The sequence below is a fragment of the Streptomyces sp. NPDC031466 genome (genome assembly GCF_055581265.1).
The window spans coordinates 146620-167323 of the sequence record NZ_JBVIJT010000012.1 but is presented as its reverse complement, the minus strand read 5'-3'; the positions used below and the strand labels follow the sequence as shown (position 1 = coordinate 167323).

The following is a 20704-nucleotide window of genomic DNA, read 5'->3' as shown; positions in this document are numbered from 1 at the left end:
AGGACAGGACGGTACTGCGAAGGCGGGATCCAGTCGGATGGGCAGAGCGGAAGACGTGCCGCTGTACGGCAGGGACCCGCTGCTGCGCGCGCTCGTCCCGCGGCTGACCGGGCTCAAGTACGACGAGCGCTCGCGGACGGCGCGGGAGTTCCAGCACGACCTGCCGGTGGTGCTGGTGACGGGCCGTCACGGCATGGGGCGCAGCGCCGTGCTGCGGGCGCTCGCGGCCCATTACCGCGGCAGGCTTCCCCTCGCCCATGTCGGGATCACGCCGGGCGGCGCCGGGGTCCACCCGGCGGCCGGCGCCGACACCGAGGGGCAGTACGCGGCCGACCTGGTCGCTGTCCTCGTCGAGCTGGCGCGCCAGCTCGGCCCTTCGTACCGGCGCCCCTTCCCCGTACTGCTGCCGGGGCTGTTCGCCGTGTCCGGGTGGGAGCCCGGTGACGACGCCGAGCGGGACGCGGTCTGCCTGCGCCTCGCCCGGCTGCTGATCGCCTGTCGGCTGGCCGACGAGCCCGAGCAGGAGCTGCGACGGTCCTGGGCCACCGCGGTCGAGGCCCGCGCCCCGCGGCCGCCCCACGCACCCGGGGCGGCGGACATCTCCCGTGCCCTGCACGGCGAGTACGCGCACCGGCACCGGGCCGGCCCGGAGAAGGACTGGTACCGCGGCCGATTCTCCCAACTCCCCTCGGACACCGACCCCTTGGAGCTGCTCGGTGAGTGGCATCACCAGGGCGGGGACTACCGGCGCGCGGTGGAGCGCACGCTGGTGGCCGCCTTCCGGCACGATGTCGCCGGTTCCTACGGCCGTCTCCAGCGCTGGAACCGCGAACCCTGGCCCCTGGTCCTCCTCGACGACGTGCATCTGCCCGCCGGGCGGCGCTTCCTCGACCTGCTGCTCGAACACCGGGCGGTGACCGAGTCCCCGGAGCGCGAGGAACTGGTCGTGGTCGCCACCCGGCTCGGTGAGCCGCCGGGCAGCGACCCCGGCCCGGTGCGGCGCGAACTGCCCGATCTGCTGCGGGCGTCCGGCTGGGAGCGGCGTGGCACCTCGCCGTCGGCGGGGCTGCTCACCGTCCCGCTCACCCCGCTCAGCCGCGACGACGTCCTGCCGCTCCTGGAGGCCGGTTCGGCGGGCGCACCGCTGCACCCCTATCTCGCCTCCGCCCTGCACACCCTGACCGGCGGCCATCCGGCGGCCACCACCATGCTGTGCGCCGCGGTACGGGCCGCGACCCGCGCGGGCCGCGCCGTGGCCCCGCGCGACCTCCTGGAACTTGCCGCCGGCGACGGCCGCCCCATCGGTGAGGCGCTCCTGGAGCGGCTGCTCCCCAACCGCCGCCAGCGGGATCGCCTCACCCTCCTGTCCCTGGCCAGGGACAGCACGGCCGCCGAGGCGCTGGCGGCCCGGCTGCGCCTGGAGGGCCCCGAGCAGTTCCCCGCCAACGCCGTGACCGACTACCTCGAACAGCAGCACTGGCAGCGCCTCACCCCGCCCGAGAGCCCGCTGGTGAGCGACCCCCTGCTGCAAAAGCTCCTGGTGCACGAGGCGCGCCGGCTGTCGCCGGGGCCCGACGACAGCCGGGGCTGGCAGGAGATCCACCGCTTCCTGCAGAACCATCACGCCCAGCGGGGTGACGAGGGCGAGGCCGACGCCCTGCGGCACATGCTCGCCGCGGGGGGCGTGGAGACGGTGGTGGCGTCCTTGGCCGAGGTGTTCCAGTCGGAGCAGGACGAGCGGGGGGCGGGCCACTGGCTGCGCTGTCTGCAGTACGCGGCCACCGCCCCGACGCCGCCCGAGCGGGACTGGGAGGACGACCGGCTGCGGATCGCGCTCGGGGCGCGCGACGGTCGCTTCGTCCATCTCGACGACACCGAGCGCTGCGTCAACCGGCTGCTGCACGCCCTGTGGTACCTGTCCGAGCCGCACACGGAACCGGACCCCGACACGTGCACGGCCGTCGAGCAGGAGCTGGCCTATCTCTCGCTGCGCCATCCTTCCTGGCGGATCGCGCTCGGCCAGGCGGCGCGCAGATGGCCCGCCGCGGCACGCGACAAACGCCCCCTCCCCATACCAGGACAGTGAGGAAGCATGCTGTTCCGTCGCCATCCCCGCGAGTGGGGACCGATCGAGTGGGCCGCCGTCCTCGCGCTGGCCCTGGGCGCCGGGATCGTCGCCGCCCTGCTCACCCTCGGCGCGCGCGGGCCCGGCAGGTGCGGCGACGAGCTGCATGAGCTGGGCGGCGACTGCGTCGGGGTCACCGAGCACGCCTTCGACGCCGATCCGCGGGTCAGGAGCCTCGTGGCGGCGGTGGCCGAGGAGAACGCCGGGGTGCGGCGGGACGCCGACGACCCGGAGGGCAACGCCGCGCGGATCCCCTATGTGCGGATCGCGCTCATGATGCCGTTCACCTCGGACGAGTCGAGCGCGATGACCACGGACATGATCCGCCGCGCTCTGGCCGGCGCGCTCACCGCGCAGCAGGAGGCCAACAGCGGCAGCGGGCCCCACTACCAGTTGCTGCTCGCGCCCGACGGCCGCAACCTCGACCACTGGCGTCCCGTCGTCCGGCGGCTGGCGGAGCTGGCCGGGGACAAGCGGGCCCCGCTGGTCGGCGTGACCGGAATTCCCAGCAGCACGCCCGAGACGCGGCGGACGATCGCCGCGCTCAGCGAGCACGGCATCCCCACCATCGGGCCGGTCATCACCGCCGCCGACATGAACGCCGGCCACTTCTTCAAGACCTCGCCGAACAACGACCAGTTCGCCCGCGCCCTGAAGCAGTACCTCGCCGGGCGTCCGGAGCGGGAGAAGGGGTTCCTGGTCTGGGACAACCGCAGCGAGGACGTCTACTCGCGCAATCTGCGCCGGGTCTTCGAGAAGCACTTCGGCGCCAAGTACGACTTCAAGGGCCACAACTCCAACTTCACCGGGTCGTCCGGCGCCGACAAGGGCATTCCCCAGCGGTTCACCGACGCGGTGCAGAAGATCTGCACGGCGCGCTCCGACACCGTCTTCTTCGCCGGGCGCGACCAGGACCTGCCGGCGTTCATCAAGCGCCTCGCGCAGGAAGGCGACTGCGGCCGTGGGTCGCGGCTGCGGCTGCTGAAGGTGGGCATCGGGCTCGAACCGACGCTCACCACGCCGGAGACCACCCGCTGGCTGGAGGAGGCGCGGGCCACGATCATCGACGCGTCGTCCGTCGACCCCGCCTGGTGGCAGGGCGAGCACGACCCGCCGCGGGCGCTCGGCCGTTTCCGGGACCGCTTCGACAGGCTGGAGCGCGCGCACGAGCTGGGGGCCAAGCCGCTGAACGACGGATACGCGGTGATGTATCACGACGCGTTCACGCTGCTGGCCGATGCCGTGGACCGCACGTACAGCGACATCAACGACAGCGCGGGCAAGCCCGGGAAGAAGGGGCCCGAGCTGATCCCCACGAAGAACGACGTCTACAACACGCTCATCAATCCGACGATCTCCGCGAACGGGTGCAGCAACTGCCTGCGCGGCGCGGCCGGTTCGTACGGGTTCGAGGGACCCGGGGTCAACGACCAGTGGGCGGTCTGCAAGCCCGTGCCGATCGTGGAGTATCCGGCCGGCCGGGAGGCGGGCAAGCGTCCGCCGCTGTACCGGACGTTCCGGGGCGGCGACAAGGGCGCCTGCCCGGCCTGACCCCGGGGCGGCCGGGCCGGGCGGCAGGGGCGGTCAGTGCAGGGTGATGTAGCCCGGCGCGGGCAGCCGCGGGGCCGTGGCGGGCTCGTGGATGTCCGCCAGGGCCATGAAGAGGAGCGCCACGGCGAGGGCGCCCGGGTCCGGGACACCGAGGGCGTGGTCGCCCACGTAGCTGGCGCGGCCGCGCCGGGGTCGCAGGGACGCGGTGGCGAGGGCCCCGCGGATGGCCGCCTGGGCCGCCTCGGTCAGCGGGGCCTCGGCGGAGGCGTCCTGCGCGGCGGCGGCCAGCGACCGCGCGGCGGGCGCGAGCGCGTCGACCAGGGTGCAGTCGCCGGGGCTCGCGCCGCCGACGCGGTGGATGGCGGCGAAGCCCTCCTCGGCGGCCCGCGCCAGGGCGGCGGCGGACGGCGCGCCGCCGTCCGCCGGGGTGGCGGACGACAGGTGCTGGAAGAGGAGTCCGAACAGGGGGCCGCTGGTGCCGCCGACGTCGTCGAGGAAGGCGTGGGCGAGGGCCGCGGTGCCGTTCAGGCCGCGCTCGTCGGCCAGTTTCACCGCACGCCGTACGCCGCCCGCGAGGTTGTCGCCGAAGTCGCCGTCGCCGACGAGCTGGTCCAGCTTGGTGAGGTTGTCGCGGACCTGGGTGACGGCCTCGGCGTAGCGGTCGAGGAGGGCGCGGTCCGCCCCTGTGACCGGGGCCGCCGTGGGCTGCTCCGGGGCGTCGGCGGTCTCCCGCGGCGCCTCGGTGAGGCCTTCGGGGGTGAGCGCGGGGCGGGGCAGGACGAGGGGGGTGCGGGTCGGCGCGGTCCACAGCTCGGCCCAGCCCTGTTCGAGCCGCGTGAGGGTGAGGGAGAAGCCCGCCATGTCCAGGGCGGCGGTGAACGTGCCGGGCACGAGGAGGGCCGGGCGGATTCCGCGGGCCGTCAGCTCGTCGTGCAGCAGGGCGCTGATGGCGTGCAGCTCCAGCTCGGTGGTGGCGCCGAGGCCGTTGACGAGGGCGAGCACCTCGGCGGGGCCCTCGGGCAGCGCTTCGAGCAGGTCGTCGGTCATGCGCCGGACGAGATCACCGGTCGCGGGGCGGGCGATGGTGCGGGTGCCGCGCTCGCCGTGGATGCCGACGCCGTAGTCCAGGGTGCCCGCCTCCAGGGTGAAGGCCGGGGCGATGGTGGTGGGCGAGGTCTGGGCGCGGGCGGCGACGGCGACGCTGCGGGAGGCGGCCACGATCCGTCGGCCGAGGTCGGCCAGCTCCTCCAGTCCGGCGCCCCGGTCGGCCGCCGCGCCGAGGAGCTTCTCGACGACCACCGTGGCGGCGGTGCCCCTGCGGCCGGTGGCGCTGTCCGCGCTGTCGGTGGCCAGGTCGTCGTCGACCAGGACCGTGGCGACCTGGACTCCGTCGTGCCGCAACCGCTCCGCCGCGATCTGGAAGTTGATCACGTCGCCGGTGTAATTCTTGACGATGAGCAGGACGCCGCCGCTCTTCGCCGCCGCCGCGCTCGCCTCGTAGATCTGCCGGTTGTGCGGGGAGGCGAAGATCTCGCCCGGGCAGACCGCATCCAGTCCCCCGCGCCCCAGGAGCCCGGTGTGCAGGGGTTCGTGGCCGGAGCCGCCGCCGGAGACCAGGGCGACCGTGCGGTCGGGGTGCGGGTCCAGGGCCCGCAGGTACAGGGGCGCGCTGTTCACCTCGATCATCCCGGGGTGGGCGAGGGCCAGACCGCGGGCGGCGGTCAGCACGGGGTGGTTCTCCGGCAGGAAGTAGCTCATCGGTGAGTTCTCCGTACGTGTGCGGGGCCTGCGGCGGGTGTGCGGTGGCGCAGGGTGTGCGGCCCTCGGGCGCGGGGCTCACCATGGCCCTCCGCGTGGCGCGAAGAACGGCACGCACCGCTACCGGCACTCCGCCGTTCCGGTCTGGTCGCTCGGTGTGCGACGCTGTCAGCCTGCCCCGGCCCGGGCGGCGGATCGCACGGGTCACGCGGCGCTCACCTGCCGGCCACCCCATCTTTGCGAGGTCTTTACCCTTGCCCGACGCGCGACGTGTGGACCTGGGGCGGATGCTGCGCGCCTGGCGGATGGCCCGCGACCCCGCTCTGCTGCCGGGTCCCGTGCCGTTCCGCGGCCACCGCCGCTACCTCACGCAGCTCGACATGGCGCTGCTGCTCGGCGTGTCCGAGCGCTGGTACCGCGCACTGGAGAGGGGCGAGGACCGCGGCTACGCGCCGGAGATGATCACCGGCGTGGTCCGCGTCCTCGGCCTGTCCCCCGCGCAGGCGGACGCCCTCTACCTCGGCACGGGCCTGCGGCCGCCGCACCGCCCGCCGCTCGACGCGCGCATGGACGGGGCGCTGCTCGATCTGCTGCACCAGCAGCGCCGCGTGAGCTGGATCTGCGACCAGGCCTGGGACGTGGTCGCGGCCAACGCCGTGGCCGCGCGCCACTGCCCTTGGCTGGTCCACCCCGACGCGAACGTCATGACCTGGGCTTTCTCGCCGCAGGCCCGCTATCAGCTGCGGGACTGGGAGACCCGGTGGGCCGGCGCGCTGCTCGCCCGGTTGCGGCTGGCCTGGCAGCGGTGGCCGGACAACGAGCGGCTGGACGAGGTGGTGCGGACCGTGCGGCGCGAACCGGGTGTCGCCGCGCTGTGGGACGCCGCCGCCGAGGTCCCGGACCCGGCCGACACCCCGGTTCGTCCGATGTTCTTCCCCCTGGTCGCGCCCGACCCGCTCGACGTACGCGTCATGACGTTCGGCCGCTTCGACGACGCCTCGCTGCGCTGGCTCGTCCTGACGCCCGCGGACCCGACCGTCACCTTCGTCTGACGCCGTTCAGTCGGCCGTCGGGCGGTACACCGTGAGGGCCTCGGGGAGCTTGTCGACGAGCAGGGCGCACGGGGCGTCCGTCACCTCGCCGTCGTACGCCATCTGCGTGCCCTCGGGCAGTCCGGAGATGACGAGCCGCTGGGGCCGGGCGGCGGCGTAGACGCGGGTGCGGGTGAGCTGGCCCGCGAGCGCGGCGGCCAGCAGCCGACTGCGCGCGAAGCGGCCGCCGTGCGCGATGCGGACGTCCAGCAGGCCGTCCGCCAAGTCGTGCCTGCGCACCGGGGCGATGCCCACGCTGCGGTAGGCGCCGTTGCCCGCGAAGAGCAGCCAGATGGAGCGGCGGCGGCCGTTCACCACGGCGCGCAGCGGGCGTCCCGTGCGCAGGATCTGGGCGACACCGAGCAGTGTGGCGGCCGGGCCGCCGATCTTCGGCGACCAGTGTTCGCGGCTGCGGACGAGGTCGGGGTAGCTGCCGAGGCTGAAGGTGTTGAGGAAGTAGGTGGGCTCGGTGTGGGTCCTGCCCGCCGGTCCTATCCCGGCCAGCGGCTTGATGCGGCCGACGTCGGCCCGTACCGCGCTGCCCTCGCGCACGGCCGCGCAGGCGTCCGCGACGGTGTCGACCCCGAGGTCGGCGGCGAAGTGGTTGAACGTGCCGCCGGGCAGCACCATCAGCGGCACCTTGAACCGCAGGGCGGGCGTCACGGCGGCGTTGACCGTGCCGTCTCCCCCGCACACGCCGAGGACGCCACCGCGCCGGGCGGCCTCCCTCGCCGCCTCCTCCAGGACCTTGGGCAGGGCGCCGGCCTCCTCTTCGTAGAGCACCACCTCGGCGCGCGGCAGGGCGGTCCGCAGCTGCCGTACGGGGTCGGCCAGTTGGGGCTGGGCGCCGGAGGAGGGGTTGACCACCACGACCAGGCCCTCCCCTTCCGGCAGGGCGGGCGCGTCGACGCGGGGGCGGGCGGGCGGCGGGAGTTGCGCCCGGGTGGGGACCATCCCCCGCACCGCGTAGGCGGCGCCCACGCCGAGGGCCGCGCCGACCAGGACGTCCCGGGGGCCGTGCGCGTCGCCCCGGACGTGGGAGTACGCGGCCGTCACCGCCAGCGGGGCGAGGGCGGCGCCCCAGCCCGGCGACTCCAGGGCGGCGCCCGTCGCGAAGGCGGCCGCCGCGGCGGCGTGGGCCGACGGATAGGGACCGGTGAGCGGCTTGCGGGGCAGCCGTCGCAGCAGGGGTGCCGCGCCCTGGGCGGGGCGCGACTGCCCTACCGTGTGCTTGCCCAGGGCGTTGACGGTCGCCGAGGCAAGCGCGAGCGAGGTGACTCCGCGCACCGCCGCGCGTCGCCCCCGGGCTCCGCCGAGGGCCCACATCCCGGCGGCGATTCCGCAGAACAGCAGGGGGTGGTCGGCGCCGATCAGCCGCCGGGCGCGGTGCCTCAAGAGATCTTTCATGCCCCCCGTATACCCCGGTTGGCGCCGGAGAGGCCACCATGGGCGAGCCAGCCGGTCAGCAGGTCGTTGACCTCGGCGGGGTGCTCCTGCTGGACCCAGTGGCCGCAGCCGTCCAGGATGTGCGCGCCGCGCAGGCCCGGCAGCGTGGCGGGGAAGGCGTCGATGGCGTCGGCCAGCCACGTGGTGGAGGCGTCCAGGGCGCCGCCGATGAACAGGGTCGGCTGGGTCACGGGCGCGTCGGCGAAGCGCCCGAGGTCCGCCCAGTCCCGGTCCATGTTCCGGTAGCGGTTGAGCGCGCCGGTCAGTCCCGTCCGCTCGAACTCCCCGGCGTAGACGTCGAGGTCCGCTTCGCCGAGCCAGCCGGGCAGGCGATCCTTCGGGAAGCGGTCCCGCAGCGGCCGGCCCGGGGCGGCGAAGTGCGGGTCCGGGTCGTGCGGCCCGGGCTGGTGTCGGCGGAGAAGGTCGCGTAGAAGCCCGCGAGCCAGCCGCGGACGTCGGGCTCGATCTCGGCCTCGGCGCGCCCGGGTTCCTGGAAGAGGGAAACATAGAACTCCTCGCACTCCTCGTCGCCGCCCAGCCGTGCGAACACCTCACTGGGGCGCGGGCCGCCGGGCGGCGTGTAGGGCACGCTCAGCAGAGCCGCCGCGCGGAACACGTCCGCCCTGACGAGGGCGGAGTGGGCGGCGATGTTCGCGCCCCAGTCGTGGCCCACGATCACCGCGCTCTCCTCGCCGAGGGCGCGCACCACCGCGACGTTGTCCTCGACCAGTTCGAGCATCCGGTACGCGGCCACGTCGTCGGGCCTGCTGGAGCGGCCGTACCCGCGTACGTCCACGGCGACCGCCCGGTAGCCGGCGGCGGCCAGGGCCGGCAGCTGGTGCCGCCAGGAGTACCAGGACTCGGGGAAGCCGTGCACCAGCAGGACGAGTGGCCCCGAGCCCTGCTCGACCAGGTGGATGCGGCCCGCGGGCGAGGGGACGACGCGGTGCGTGGGGTCCGCGGGGGGTGTGCGCCGGGCCATGGATCCTCCTGGTGTCCTCGGTGTCCTGGAAGCCGTCGGCTCCGCGCACGATCATGCGGCGCGCGGACGGACACCCGCGAGGTCCGTTGCCGTTCCGGCAAACGGCGGCAGCCGGTCCGCGCCGTCAGTGTCCCGACCTCAGCGCCTCGACCAGGACCGTCACGTGTCCGTGCGGCAGGTCCTTCGTCGCCGTGAGCAGCGTCAGCCGGCCGGTGCGGGCCAGGCCCCGCAGGCGGGCGAGTTCCGCCGCACGGCCGTCGTCGGCCAGCTCCCGGCGGTAGCGCTCGGCGAACTCCTCGAACCGCGCGGGGTCGTGTCCGTACCAGCGGCGCAGTTCGGTGGAGGGGGCGAGGTCCTTGTCCCAGGCCGTCAGGGCGGCGCGCTCCTTGGAGATGCCCCGGGGCCACAGCCGGTCGACGAGGACGCGGGCGCCGTCGGCCGGCTCCTCGGGGTCGTGGACGCGCTTGACCCGTACGTCGAGAGAACGCCTTGTCGTCATGTCGGCATTGTCCGTCCGCCGGGCGGGGGTCGCGCGCGTGACCCGTTCGGGCGAGCAGCACGGGCCCCGGCCCCCGCCCCCTGTTGCAGTGAGGCCATGACGGGACGCATCGGCAGGATCGACCGGCGGTGGTTCGAGCGGGTGGCGGCGGCGCGGCTGCCCGGGGCGGAGCAGGTGCTGCCGCCGCTCAGTGCGGCGGCGAACCACGGGCGGCTGTGGTGCGCCTCGGCCGCGGTGCTGGCCGCCGTCGGCGGGCCGGCCGCCCGGCGGGCCGCGCGCCGGGGCGTGGGCGCGCTGGCGCTCGCCTCGCTGGCCACGAACGTGGTCGCGAAGTACGCCGTGCGCCGCAGCCGTCCGGTGCACGACGCCGTGCCCCTGGTGCGTCGGCTGGCGAAGGCGCCGTGGACGTCGTCGTTCCCGTCCGGGCACGCGGCGTCGGCGGCGGCGTTCGCCACGGGGGTGGCCCTGGAGTCACCCTCCTACGGGGCCGTGGTCGCGCCGGTCGCCGCGGCCGTGGCGTTCTCCCGGGTGTACGTGGGGGTCCACTACCCCGGTGACGTACTGGCGGGCATCGCGCTCGGCGCGGCCGCGGCGGCGGTCACCTGCTACTGGTGGCCGCCCCGCCCGGCGCCCGCGCGGATCGGGCGGACCCGGGCGGCGGCGCCCGCGCTGCCCGACGGCGCGGGCCTGGTGGTCGTCGTGAACTCCGGCGCCGGCAAGGGCGTGCCGGGCAGGCCGCCCGCCGGGCAGTACGTCGAACTGCTGCTGCCGAAGGCGGAGATCCTCGCGTGCGGGCCGGACGACGACCTGGGCGAGCTCCTGGACAAGGCGGTCGCGCGGGCCGCCGAGTCGGGCGGGGCGCTCGGGGTGTGCGGCGGGGACGGCACGGTCAACGCCGCCGCCCGGCGGGCCGTTTCGGCCGGGGTGCCACTCGCGGTCTTCCCCGGCGGCACCCTCAATCACTTCGCGCTGGACGCGGGCACGGCGACCTTCGAGGACACCGCGCAGGCCGTGCGGCGCGGCGAGGCCGTCAGGGTGGACCTGGCGCGGGTCAGGGACGGTGCGGGCGCGGACGTCACGGGTTTCGTGAACACGTTCAGCATCGGGCTCTATCCGGAACTGGTGCGCAGACGTGAGCGCTTGGAGGGGCGTATCGGCAAGTGGCCCGCGGCGGCGGTGTCGTTGGTGGGTGTCCTGCGGGACGCCGCGCCGCTGCGGGTCCGGCTCGACGGCCACGACCGTGTCCTGTGGCTGCTGTTCGCGGGCAACGGCCGCTATCTGCCGGAGGGCCTGGCTCCCACGCACCGGCCCGTGCTGGACGAGGGGCTGCTCGATGTCCGCACGGTCGACGCGGAGGCGCCGCTGGCCCGCACCCGGCTCGCCCTGTCCGCGCTGGCCGGCGCGCTGCGGCGCTCCCACGTCTACCGGGCCGAACGCGTCGAGCGGCTGCGGATCAGCGGTCTGCAGGACGTGCCGGACCTCGCGTACGACGGTGAGCGGGGGCCGGCGCCGGACGCGCTGCTCCTGGACAAGCGGCGGGGCGCCCTGACGGTCTACAGCCCGGCCGCGCCGGAGGACGAGATCACCCAGCTCGCCCGCACGGCGTCACTGGCGGCGGCGAGACGCCGCTCCGCCTGACCCCCGCCGCATGCCTCCTTCGCCGCCGGGTCAACGCTCCCGGGACTCGCCCACCCCCGGGTGAAGCGGCGCGCGGTGCGGGCCCCCTACGGGTAGGACGGGCGGGGTCAGTCGTCCTACGCCCGTCTGGAGCAGCGAGCCCTTGAGCACCCGTGCCGTCCTTGTCGCAGCCCTCGTCACCGGACTCGTCCTCGGCATCGCGGGAACCAAGGCGGAGGGCTCCGCGCGGCCGCCTGCGAGCGGATCGCACGCCGTGGCGGGCCGTTAGGCTGCGGCATTGCCGCGTGGTCCCCTCCGTCCTGACCGCGCGGTCGCCGAGCCGCCGTCGACGGAAGCGAGTGGGCCTTGAACTTCCTCACCATCGGTCATCGCGGGGTCATGGGTGTCGAGCCCGAGAACACCCTCCGTTCCTTCATCGCCGCGCAAGCCGCGGGCCTCGATCTCATCGAACTCGATCTGCACTTGAGCAAGGACGGCGCCCTCGTCGTCATGCACGACGCCGATGTGGCCCGTACGACCGACGGCAAGGGCCCCATCGCCGAGAAGACCCTCGCCGAGCTGCGGGAGCTGGACGCCGGCCGCGGCGAGCGCGTTCCCGTCTTCGAGGAGGTCCTGGACGCCGTGCGGGCGCCGCTGCAGGCCGAGATCAAGGACGTGGCGGCCGCGCGCGCCCTGGCCGAGGTCATGCACCGCCGTGACCTGGTCTCGCGCGTGGAGGTGATCTCCTTCCACGACAAGGCGCTCGCGGAGATCGCCCGCCTGGTGCCCGGGGTGCGCACCGCGCTCGTCGCGAGCCGTTACGGCACCGACGTCGTGGAGCGCGCCACCGCCGTCGGCGCCACCACGCTGGTCCTCAACATCCGGCGGCTGACGCTGGAGATCGTGGAGCACGCCAGGAAGGCCGGCCTGCGGATCATCGGCTGGGTCGTGAACACGCAGGACGACCTGCGGCTGGTGCGCGCGCTGCAACTGGACGGCGCGACCACCGACTACCCGGAGATCAAGCGGACGGGCCGCTTCACGGCCTGAGGGCCCGCGGGACCCCGGCGCTCAGAGCGCGAGGTCCTTGACGAGCAGCTCGAAGCGGAGGTCGGCGCGCTGCGGGATGCCGAAGCGCTCGTCGCCGTACGGGAAGGGGGTCGTCTCTCCCGTACGGCGGTAGCCGCGCCGCTCGTACCAGGCGATGAGGTCGTCGCGTACGGAGATCACGGTCATGTGCATCTCGCGGGCGCCCCACTCCTCGCGCGCCACCCGCTCCGCCTCGGCGATGATCACCTTGCCGAGGCCCCCGCCCTGCCGGGCCGGGCTCACCGCGAACATCCCGAAGTAGGCGTGCTCGCCGCGGTGTTCGAGCTGGCAGCAGGCGACGAGCGCGCCGTCGCGCTCGACGGCCAGCAGTCGGCTCTTGGGCGACTCGATGACCTCGGCGACGCCCTGCGGGTCGGTGCGCTGCCCCTGGAGGATGTCCGCCTCGGTGGTCCACCCGGCCCGGCTCGCGTCCCCCCGGTACGCCGACTCGATGAGCGCGACGAGCGCGTCCACGTCGGCCGGGCCCGCGTCGCGGAAGGTGACGTCGCCGGTGAGGGAGCGCGGGGCGGTGTCCATCGACAGGTTTCTCCGATCTGGGCGCGGCTTGCTGCTCCGCCGAGCCTAACGCGGCGCTAGGGTGCGGCCGCATGGTGCATGTACTGAGCAGCAGGACCCTTGTCCACCCCACCGATCCGGAGCGCTCCCGCGCGTTCTACGGCCAGACGCTGGGCCTCGCCGTCTACCGCGAGTTCGGCACCGGCCCCGAGCGCGGCACCGTCTACTTCCTCGGCGGCGGCTTCCTGGAACTCTCGGGCCGCTCCGAGACCCCGTCGGCGCCCTCGCTCCAGCTGTGGCTCCAGGTCCCGGACGTGCACGCGGCGCACGCGGAGCTGGCCGGCCGGGGCGTCGAGGTGGTCCGGCCGCCGGTCAAGGAGCCGTGGGGTTTGATCGAAATGTGGATCGAGGATCCGGACGGCCTGCGGATCGTCCTCGTCGAGGTCCCCGAGGATCACCCCATTCGCTTCCGGCCGGGGATCTGACGGGACGCGCGCCCGCGAGCACACCCCGGGACGATGTGAAGCACGTCACACGATTCATCCATCCGGGATGCAGGGGTACAAGGCCACAGGTACGGTCCCGAGAAGATCCAGCAAGACGATCTCCCACAGTGTTGGAGTGACATCACATGGCAGCTCCCCGGATCCTCATCGTCGGCGGCGGGTTCGCCGGCATGGAGTGCGCGCACAAACTGGAGAGGAAACTCGCGCCACACGAGGCGGAGCTGCGCCTGATCAGTCCGATGGACCACCAGCTCTACCTGCCCCTGCTCCCGCACGTCGCCGCCGGGGTGCTCACCCCCCAGTCGGTCGCGGTGCCCCTGCGCCGGATGCTGCGCCGCACGGCGATCGTGCCGGGCGGCGCCATCGGCGTGGACACCAAGGCCAAGGCCGTGATCGTACGGAAGATCAACGGCGAGGAGGTCGTGGAGCGCTACGACTACCTGGTCCTGACGCCGGGCAGTGTGACCCGGCAGTTCGACATCCCCGGCGTCGACAAGTACGCGGTGGGCGTCAAGACGCTCGCCGAGGCCGCCTGGATCCGCGACCACGTCATCTCCCAGCTGGACCTGGCGGCGGCCAGCTCGCACCGCGAGGAGCGGGAACAGCGACTGCAGTTCGTCGTGGTCGGCGGCGGTTACGCGGGCGTGGAGACGGCCGCCTACCTCCAGCGTCTGACGTGCGCGGCCGTCAAGCGCTATCCGGGTCTGGACGTGTCGCAGATCAAGTGGCACGTGGTCGACGTCGCCCCGAAGCTGATGCCGGAGCTGGGCGACCGACTCGGCGAGAAGGCGATGGAGATCATGCAGCGCCGGGGTGTGAACGTCTCGCTCGGGGTGTCCGTGGCCAAGGCGACCGAGGACACCGTCACCCTCACCGACGACCGCGTCCTGCCCTGCCGCACGCTGATCTGGACCGCGGGAGTCGCGCCCAGCCCGCTCATCGCGACGCTCGGCGCCGACACCAACAGGGGCCGCCTGGTCGTCCGGCCCGATCTGACGGTGCCGGGCCTCGACGGTGTCTTCGCGCTCGGCGACGCGGCGGCGGTGCCGGACGTCGTCAAGGGCGGCGACGCCATCTGCCCGCCGACCGCCCAGCACGCCATGCGTCAGGGCTGGGCCGCCGCTAAGAACGTCCTCGCGGCGCTGCGGGGCTTCCCGCTCGCCGACTACCGGCACAAGGACATGGGCCTGGTCGTGGACCTCGGCGGCATCCAGGCGGTGTCCAAGCCCATGGGCGTGCAGCTCACCGGGCTGCCCGCCCAGGTGGTGGCGCGCGGTTACCACCTGGGCGCCCTGCGCACGGTGACCGCCCGGTTCCGCACGGCCGCCAACTGGGGGCTCAACGCGCTCGCGGGCGACGACTATGTGCGCACCGGTTTCCAGGCGCAGCGCCCGGCCACCCTCAAGGACTTCGAGATGACGGACGCGTACCTCTCCAAGGAGGAGATCGGCGAGCGGGTGGCGGCAGCCGGGCTGTGAGGGCGCGGCCGCCGGCCTCAGGGCGCGGGCGCTGCGGCGCTCCGCCCGGGGCCGGGGGCGAGGGCGGTGACCGCCGCCGCCGCCGCCAGGTTGGCGGCCAGGGCGATGACGCCGCCGTTGATCCCGTGGAAGGGGTCGTGGTCCGTGCCCCACAGGCCGAGCATCACCGTGAGGCCCGTGCACAGACCCGCGACGGCGGCCCGGGCCGTGAGCCGCCGCCAGAACAGGGCGAGCAGCACGACCGGCACGAGTTGGGCGAGGCCCTCGTACGACAGGACGGACAGCTCCACCAGGGTGTCGGGGTGGAACAGGCTGCCCGCGAGCGCCATCAGGCCCGCGAGGACGCACACCGCCTGGGAGAGCCGCTTGGCCCGTAGGTCGCGTGCCTCGGCTCCGCCGTCGGCGGTGCGGCGTCCGCGCGGGTCGGAGCCGTTGCCGCCGCCGAGGACGGTACGCCCCCACAGGGTGCCGATCGACAGCATGAACACGCTCATCGGCACGAGGGCCGACAGCGCGCCCGCGACGCCGATGACGGCCACGGCGGGCGCGGGCAGCGAGTCCGTGACGAGAGCGAACAGCGCGAGATCCGGGTTGCCGAGGGCCGGCAGCGCGAAGAGCGCGGTGACGCCGACGACCATCGGCACGAACAGCAGCAGTTGGTACCAGGGCAGCAACAGGGCGTTGCGGCGCAGGGCGTTGGGGCTCTTGGCGCTGAGGTAGCCGGCGACCGTCGTGGGGAAGATGGTGATGGTCACGGCGTTGAGGGCGACGGTGCTGAGGAACCACACCGCGTCGCGGCCGCCCGAGGCGTGCCCGGGGAACGTCAGCCACTGTGGTTTCTGGGTCACCATGCGCTCCATGAGGTCGCCGAGACCGCCGACGTAGTGCACGGGGATGTACACGGCGAGGAAGACCACGGCGAGGATCACCAGGACGTCCTTGACCGCGCTCACCCAGGCCGACCCCCGCAGCCCCGACACGAGGACGAACACCTCGGCGACGACGAAGGAGACGACGGCGGCCACCTTCAGGTCCACGCCGCCGTACGTCATGGCGTTCACGACGACGCCCATGCCCTGGATCTGCACCTGGATGTAGGGGACGAGGAAGACGGTCGCGACGACCGCCACCAGGATGCCCACCGGGCGTGACCTGAAGCGGAACTCGGCGATGTCGGCGATCGAGATGAGGCCGTGCCGCGAGGCGTACGTCCACAGGGCGGGGCCCACGACATAGGCGACGGCGAAGCCGACGGTCAGATACGCGACGAGGTAGAGGATCGGCGCGCCGAAGGAGTACGACCAGCCGGCCGTCCCGAGGAACGAGAAGCTGGTGTACGTCTCGCCCGCCATCAGCAGCCAGATGAACAGCACGCCGAGCCCGCGGCTGGACACGGACCACTCGGCGAGCCCCTTGGAGCGGCCACGCGCGCTGAGCACGCCGATGCCGATGGTGGCGGCCATGGCCACTCCGAAGACCGTGGTCGCGACCGCGGCGGACCCGCTCATCGGCCGCCTCCCCGAGGCCCCTCGGGGTCGGCCCCGGCCAGGTCTGCCGGGTCCTCCAGGTCGTCGGCGGGGAGCGGCTCGACCGCGTTCAGCCGGTACGCCGGGTCGAGGCGGGCCACGAGCCAGATGACGAGCGGGCTGACGACGGTCGCGGCGATGACCCAGGCCAGCAGGAAGGGGACGCCGAGGACGCGCGGTTCCACGCGGTTGGCCACCAGCGGCGCGGCGCCGTACAGCACGGCGGGCACGAGCAGCAGCCACAGCGAGGGCCGTGCGACGCCCCGCAGGGAGGGCAGTCCGTCCAGAGGGTCGTCCTCAAGAAGAGGGCCGGTGGGCGGCGGTGCGGGGTGGTCCGGGCGGGACATCGTGCTCCTTCACGGCCGTACGCGGGGTAGGCGGGGATGTCGTACGCGGGGTGCGCGGGGGGTGTCGTACGCGAGGGGGTGTCGCCCTCAGCCTCTGCGCACCCCGAGCCGGCCCTCCAGCTGGGCCAGCAACTCCCCCAGCAGGCCGCTCAGCTGGTCCTGGTCGTCCCCGCCGAGCACGGAGAGCACCACCGTCTCGTACGCGAGTTGCTCGGGCAGGATCGCGTCGACCAGGTCGCGTCCCGCGTCGGTGAGCCGCACGTGTGCCACCCGCCGGTCCCGCGCGTCGGCCCGGCGGTCGACCAGCCGCCGTTCCTGGAGCTGCTTGAGCCGCTTGGTGACCGCGGCGCCCGAGGAGAAGGTCTCGCGGGCCAGTTCCCCGGGCGTCAGCTCGTGCCCGGTGCGGCGCAGCGCGCCGAGCAGGTCGAACTCGGCGCGGGTCAGGCCCGCCCGGCGCAGAGGGGCGTCCTCGGCCTGCTGGAGGAGGGCCGCGCAGCGGTTGATGCGGCCGATCACCTCCATCGGCCCGGTGTCGATGTCGGGGCGCACCATCCGCCACTGCCGCACCACCGCGGCCACGGTGTCCCCGCCGGGGCCCGCCACCGGACCGTTCTCTGCTCTCATGCCCGTGTCTTCGCTCTCATGCTCGTACGCCCTCCCAGGCGTCGGCGGTTCCTTCGCGGAGCCGCGTCCCCTGGCCGTGCCCACCGCTCTGCCGGCGGACCGTCGCCGCGAGCGTACGGTGTCCGGCGCGTTCGGCGGCCACCACCCGCTGTTCGGGCAGGGCGCGCGGCCACCATTCCCCGGCGGCCGCGTCGGCGGCGGTCCGCAGGTCGACGAGGGCGGCGGTAAGCAGGCGCCGCGCGGTCGCCGCCCCGCCCGTCCCCGCGAGGGCGGCCTCGGCCCGCTCCCGGGCCCGGTCGACGGCCGCCACGGCCTGTTCGATCCGGTCGGCGGCGCGCCGGTTGGTGACGAGGGCGGCCGCCGCGACGCCGAGCGCGGCTCCGACGAGGGTGTCCACCACGCGGTCGAGGATGAGTTCGCCGGGCCGCTGGAAGCGCGCGAACTCGGTGACGAGCAGCGCCATCGGCGTCACGCACACGGTACCGAGCCAGTAGTTCCGGCTGATCAGGGCCTCCGCGCCGAAGGCGAGGGCGAGACAGCTCACCATCAGTTCAGCGTGGCCGAGGTGGGCGAAGGGCACGATGGCGGCGAAGGCGAGGACGCCCACGAGGTTGCCGACCACGCGCTGCACGCCGCGGTTCCAGGTGAGCGTCACATTGGCCTGGTAGAGGGAGGCGGCGGTGACCAGGGCCCAGTAGGGGCGGCCGACGCCGAGAGCCAGCGAGGCGTAGCCGGCGAGGGCGCAGCCGAGGGCGGTGCGCAGCGCGACGGGCAGCAGCGGGGAGCCCGGCGCGAGCCGGCGCCACAGCGACGGCCCGCCGCCGGCGAGTTCGGCGGTGATGCCCAGCAGTTCGTCGCGTTCGCCGGGGCGTACGTCGCTCGGGCGCGGGACGGTGCCCGTGCCGCGCAGTCCGGCGGCCCAGGCGCGCAGCGCGGCGGAGTCGGCCGCGGCGGGGTCGGCGAGGGTCTCCTCGGCGCGGACCAGGAGGCGGGCCAGTGCGTGGCGCGCCCCGGTGGTGGGGGCGCCGGTGGCCGTCAGCGTCTGCCAGGCGGCGTGCACCGCGCCGGCCGCGGCGGCGCGGGCCCGCTCGGCCGCCGGTCCGGCGGCTTCGGCGTACGCGGTATCGGCGTACGCGGCGACGGCGTGCAGGGCGCGGGCGGTGGCCCGGCGCTCGGGGCCGTGCGGGCGCACCAGGGCGGGTGCCATGCCGACCAGCCAGGCCAGGGCTCCCGCGGCGAGGGTGAGCGCGAGGTGCCCGGGAACCTGGTCGAGGCGCTGCGGCGCGAAGAGGGTCGCCGAGCTGATGAAGGTGAAGATCAGGTGGCCGGGCGGTCCGACGCGGGTCGCGTCGCACAGCGTCTTCTGGGCGGCGGCGAGGAGTGCGCCGACGGCCACCAGTACGGCCGCCGAGCCGGTCAGGGAGGCGGTGACCAGCGCGACGGCCACCCCGGCGGTCATGCCGGCGACGACCCCGGCCAGGGCGCGGGCCCGGGCGGCGTAGGGCAGGTGGTGGGTGTAGAGGGCGCAGAAGGAACCGGCCATCGTGTACATCACGAGGTCGAGCCGCCCGAGGGCCAGCAGCGTCAGGTTCGGTGCCGCGGTGGCCACGACGACGCTGCACGCGGGCTTGAACCAGATGTCGGAGGGCTTGCCCGGACGCAGCACACCGGCCAGCGGGAGCCGGCGGGGACGGGGGCGGGAGGACGGATGCGGGGACGGCGGCGTACTGCTCATACCTAAAACATTAGCAAGTGTTTTACCAGTGAAAGACACACATCGGACCCCGCTCCCGGGACGGTGTCCCACTCCCTTGTGCTCCCCCCGCACCCCCGTGCGCCGGGGTAGGGCGTACCCGGCCTGGGCATCGGTCCGAACGACACGTCTTCAGGGGGAGGTGTGCGGTGCACGGACCGACGCAGGCCGCCTGGCTGCTCGTCGCGCTGTGCGCGGCGACCGGGACCTACTGTCTGCTGCGGATGCGCAGCCGGATCGAGGCACAGCGCCGCACGGCGGGCGGCGAGGCGCTCATGGGGTTCGGCATGGCGGTGATGGCCGTGCCCGCGGCGGTCGTCGCACCGCCGCGCTGGGCCTGGCTGGGTTACACGGCGGTGTTCGGGGCGGCCGCACTGCACGCGCTCTGGGCGGCGCGGGCGAACCGCCATCACGTCCACCACCTCATCGGCGCGTTCGCCATGGTCTACATGTCGGTGGCGATGGTCGTGACGCCCGGCGCGCACGCGGGCCACTCGGGCGCGGGCCTCCCGCCGGTGACCGGCGTCCTCCTGCTCTACTTCGCCGGGTACGTCCTGTGGTCCGGCGCGCGGCTCGCCCCCGCGGGGACGGCCGCGGCGGGCGAGGGCGGCGGCCCGGCCATCCTGGGCTGGGCGGACCGGCCCGAGCTGGCGCTGGCGTGCAGGCTGTCGATGGGGATCGGCATGCTGGCGATGCTGCTGACACTGTGACCGGGACGGCGCCCGCGCCTCGGCCGCTCCCGGGCGCCGTCTCCTGCGGCCGGATCCAGTGGCCGGACCCAGTGGCCGGCGTCAGCGGTCGGCGTCAGCGGTCGGATCCAGTGGCCGACGTCAGTGGCCGATCAGCGCGGGCAGCGCCGTCAGGCTGCCGATCTGCCAGTCCGCCGCGTCGGCCACCGACGGGTCGTCCGCCCACAGATGCCCCCACGGCCCGCGCCGGATGTGCGCGGTGCGCAGCCCCGCCTGTTTCGCGGGGAAGACGTCGTGGGCGGGGTGGTCGCCGACGTAGAGCGTCTCGCGCGGCCCTGCCTGCGCCACTTCGAGCACCCGCGTGAAGAAGGCCGGGTCCGGCTTGGCCACACCCCAGTCCCCCGAGGTGACGATGAGGTCGGCGGGCAGGTCGAGGTCGCGCAGCAGTTCCGCGGCGCGCGCGGTGCCGTTGCCGGCGATGACGACGCGCACCCCGAGTTTGTGCAGGCTGCCGAGGGCCGGGCGCACATCGGGGTAGAGGTCGCCCTCCCCGAGGTGCTCGCCCCGGCCCGCCGCCTCGCGCGCCTGGTGGGCGGAGGCGATGTCCATGTCGGGGCTGACGAGCCGCAGGGCGTCCTGGCCGTCCCCGCCCTGCGCGACGACGGCGCCGACGAGCGCGGAGACGGTGTGCCGCGGCACCTGCAGCCAGTCCGCCCAGGCCGCCCACTGGCGGTCGTCCTTGGTGAGGGTCTCCCCCACGTCGAACACGATGGTCTCGATCATCGTCCGACACTACGGCGTCGGCGCGCCAGCGCGGCCCTCGCCACTCGGCGTCGGCGCGGACGGACCCGATCGGCGCCCTTTTCGCAGGCGGCTCTCGGACGCTCTCACGCGCGACCCGTATGCGCTCTCGCACGCGCCTTTCGTAAGCGCCTTTCGTAAGCGCCTTTCGTAAGCGCCTTTCGCACGTGCCTTTCGTAAGCGCCTTTCGCACGTGCCTTTCGTAAGCGCCTTTCGCACGTGCCTTTCGTAGGCACCTTTCCTGGGCACCTTTCGTACGCGCCTTTGGCATGCGCCGGCCCACATCGGCCGTGGCGTCCGTCACTT

At 74.3% G+C, this 20704-nt stretch carries 18 protein-coding genes and 1 pseudogene; 9 read left to right on the top strand and 10 right to left on the bottom strand.

Annotated elements, in window-relative coordinates:
- Nucleotides 1-37 precede the first annotated feature (37 nt).
- Nucleotides 38-2086 carry an ATP-binding protein gene (locus ACZ5GP_RS28665; protein ID WP_468753580.1) on the top strand — a complete coding sequence of 683 codons (2049 nt, stop codon included), beginning with the start codon at nt 38-40 and terminating at the stop codon, nt 2084-2086.
- A 6-nt stretch (nt 2087-2092) separates the two neighbouring features.
- Entirely contained in the window at nt 2093-3676 is a 1584-nt protein-coding gene (locus ACZ5GP_RS28660) for an ABC transporter substrate-binding protein (protein WP_468753579.1), read from the top strand.
- A 33-nt stretch (nt 3677-3709) separates the two neighbouring features.
- Here the strand turns inward: ACZ5GP_RS28660 and ACZ5GP_RS28655 are convergent, their stop codons facing one another.
- Nucleotides 3710-5434, bottom strand: coding sequence for a dihydroxyacetone kinase family protein (locus ACZ5GP_RS28655; RefSeq protein ID WP_468753578.1), 1725 nt, complete (start codon nt 5432-5434; stop codon nt 3710-3712).
- Nucleotides 5435-5688: 254 nt separating this feature from the next.
- Between ACZ5GP_RS28655 and ACZ5GP_RS28650 the strand changes: the two genes are divergently transcribed.
- The gene (locus ACZ5GP_RS28650) at nt 5689-6486 is read left to right on the top strand and encodes a helix-turn-helix domain-containing protein (RefSeq protein WP_468753577.1); all 798 of its coding nucleotides are present in this window, start codon (nt 5689-5691) and stop codon (nt 6484-6486) included.
- A gap of 6 nt (nt 6487-6492) precedes the next feature.
- Here the strand turns inward: ACZ5GP_RS28650 and ACZ5GP_RS28645 are convergent, their stop codons facing one another.
- From ACZ5GP_RS28645 to ACZ5GP_RS28635, 3 genes and pseudogenes are all read right to left on the bottom strand, one after another.
- On the bottom strand, nt 6493-7932 hold the full coding sequence (locus ACZ5GP_RS28645) for a bifunctional phosphatase PAP2/diacylglycerol kinase family protein (protein WP_468753576.1): 1440 nt from the start codon (nt 7930-7932) through the stop codon (nt 6493-6495).
- A pseudogene (locus tag ACZ5GP_RS28640) lies at nt 7929-8953 on the bottom strand (alpha/beta fold hydrolase). The gene ACZ5GP_RS28645 and the pseudogene ACZ5GP_RS28640 overlap by 4 nt, the downstream one beginning before the upstream one ends.
- 124 nt (nt 8954-9077) lie before the next feature.
- Nucleotides 9078-9452 (bottom strand): DUF488 domain-containing protein, encoded by a 375-nt coding sequence (locus ACZ5GP_RS28635; RefSeq protein ID WP_468753575.1) that lies wholly within the window; start codon nt 9450-9452, stop codon nt 9078-9080.
- Nucleotides 9453-9548: 96 nt separating this feature from the next.
- On the opposite strand from ACZ5GP_RS28635, the gene ACZ5GP_RS28630 reads away from it, so the two are divergent.
- From ACZ5GP_RS28630 to ACZ5GP_RS28620, 3 genes are all read left to right on the top strand, one after another.
- Nucleotides 9549-11090 carry a phosphatase PAP2 family protein gene (locus tag ACZ5GP_RS28630; RefSeq protein ID WP_468753574.1) on the top strand — a complete coding sequence of 514 codons (1542 nt, stop codon included), beginning with the start codon at nt 9549-9551 and terminating at the stop codon, nt 11088-11090.
- A gap of 142 nt (nt 11091-11232) precedes the next feature.
- Nucleotides 11233-11358: a hypothetical protein gene (locus tag ACZ5GP_RS28625; RefSeq protein WP_468753573.1), complete on the top strand. Its 126-nt coding sequence runs from the start codon at nt 11233-11235 to the stop codon at nt 11356-11358.
- 77 nt (nt 11359-11435) lie between these two features.
- Complete coding sequence (locus ACZ5GP_RS28620) at nt 11436-12119, top strand: glycerophosphodiester phosphodiesterase (RefSeq protein ID WP_468753572.1); 684 nt, start codon at nt 11436-11438, stop codon at nt 12117-12119.
- A gap of 21 nt (nt 12120-12140) precedes the next feature.
- Here the strand turns inward: ACZ5GP_RS28620 and ACZ5GP_RS28615 are convergent, their stop codons facing one another.
- A complete protein-coding gene (locus tag ACZ5GP_RS28615) occupies nt 12141-12695 on the bottom strand; it encodes a GNAT family N-acetyltransferase (RefSeq protein ID WP_468753571.1) in 555 nt (184 codons plus the stop codon).
- 71 nt (nt 12696-12766) lie between these two features.
- Between ACZ5GP_RS28615 and ACZ5GP_RS28610 the strand changes: the two genes are divergently transcribed.
- On the top strand, nt 12767-13159 hold the full coding sequence (locus ACZ5GP_RS28610) for a VOC family protein (protein WP_468753570.1): 393 nt from the start codon (nt 12767-12769) through the stop codon (nt 13157-13159).
- Between the two features lie 146 nt (nt 13160-13305).
- The gene (locus ACZ5GP_RS28605) at nt 13306-14658 is read left to right on the top strand and encodes an NAD(P)/FAD-dependent oxidoreductase (RefSeq protein WP_468753569.1); all 1353 of its coding nucleotides are present in this window, start codon (nt 13306-13308) and stop codon (nt 14656-14658) included.
- A gap of 17 nt (nt 14659-14675) precedes the next feature.
- On the opposite strand, the gene ACZ5GP_RS28600 is transcribed toward ACZ5GP_RS28605, so the two are convergent.
- The 4 genes from ACZ5GP_RS28600 to ACZ5GP_RS28585 form a co-directional block, all read right to left on the bottom strand.
- Nucleotides 14676-16166, bottom strand: coding sequence for a sodium:solute symporter family protein (locus tag ACZ5GP_RS28600; protein ID WP_468753568.1), 1491 nt, complete (start codon nt 16164-16166; stop codon nt 14676-14678).
- Nucleotides 16163-16531: a DUF3311 domain-containing protein gene (locus tag ACZ5GP_RS28595; RefSeq protein WP_468753567.1), complete on the bottom strand. Its 369-nt coding sequence runs from the start codon at nt 16529-16531 to the stop codon at nt 16163-16165. The genes ACZ5GP_RS28600 and ACZ5GP_RS28595 overlap by 4 nt, the downstream gene beginning before the upstream one ends.
- An 87-nt stretch (nt 16532-16618) precedes the next feature.
- Complete coding sequence (locus tag ACZ5GP_RS28590; protein WP_468753566.1) at nt 16619-17155, bottom strand: MarR family winged helix-turn-helix transcriptional regulator; 537 nt, start codon at nt 17153-17155, stop codon at nt 16619-16621.
- A 16-nt stretch (nt 17156-17171) separates the two neighbouring features.
- A complete protein-coding gene (locus tag ACZ5GP_RS28585; protein ID WP_468753565.1) occupies nt 17172-18890 on the bottom strand; it encodes an FUSC family protein in 1719 nt (572 codons plus the stop codon).
- Between the two features lie 167 nt (nt 18891-19057).
- On the opposite strand from ACZ5GP_RS28585, the gene ACZ5GP_RS28580 reads away from it, so the two are divergent.
- The gene (locus ACZ5GP_RS28580) at nt 19058-19618 is read left to right on the top strand and encodes a DUF5134 domain-containing protein (RefSeq protein WP_468753564.1); all 561 of its coding nucleotides are present in this window, start codon (nt 19058-19060) and stop codon (nt 19616-19618) included.
- 120 nt (nt 19619-19738) lie between these two features.
- Here the strand turns inward: ACZ5GP_RS28580 and ACZ5GP_RS28575 are convergent, their stop codons facing one another.
- Nucleotides 19739-20380 (bottom strand): HAD family hydrolase, encoded by a 642-nt coding sequence (locus ACZ5GP_RS28575; protein WP_468753563.1) that lies wholly within the window; start codon nt 20378-20380, stop codon nt 19739-19741.
- Nucleotides 20381-20704: the final 324 nt, after the last annotated feature.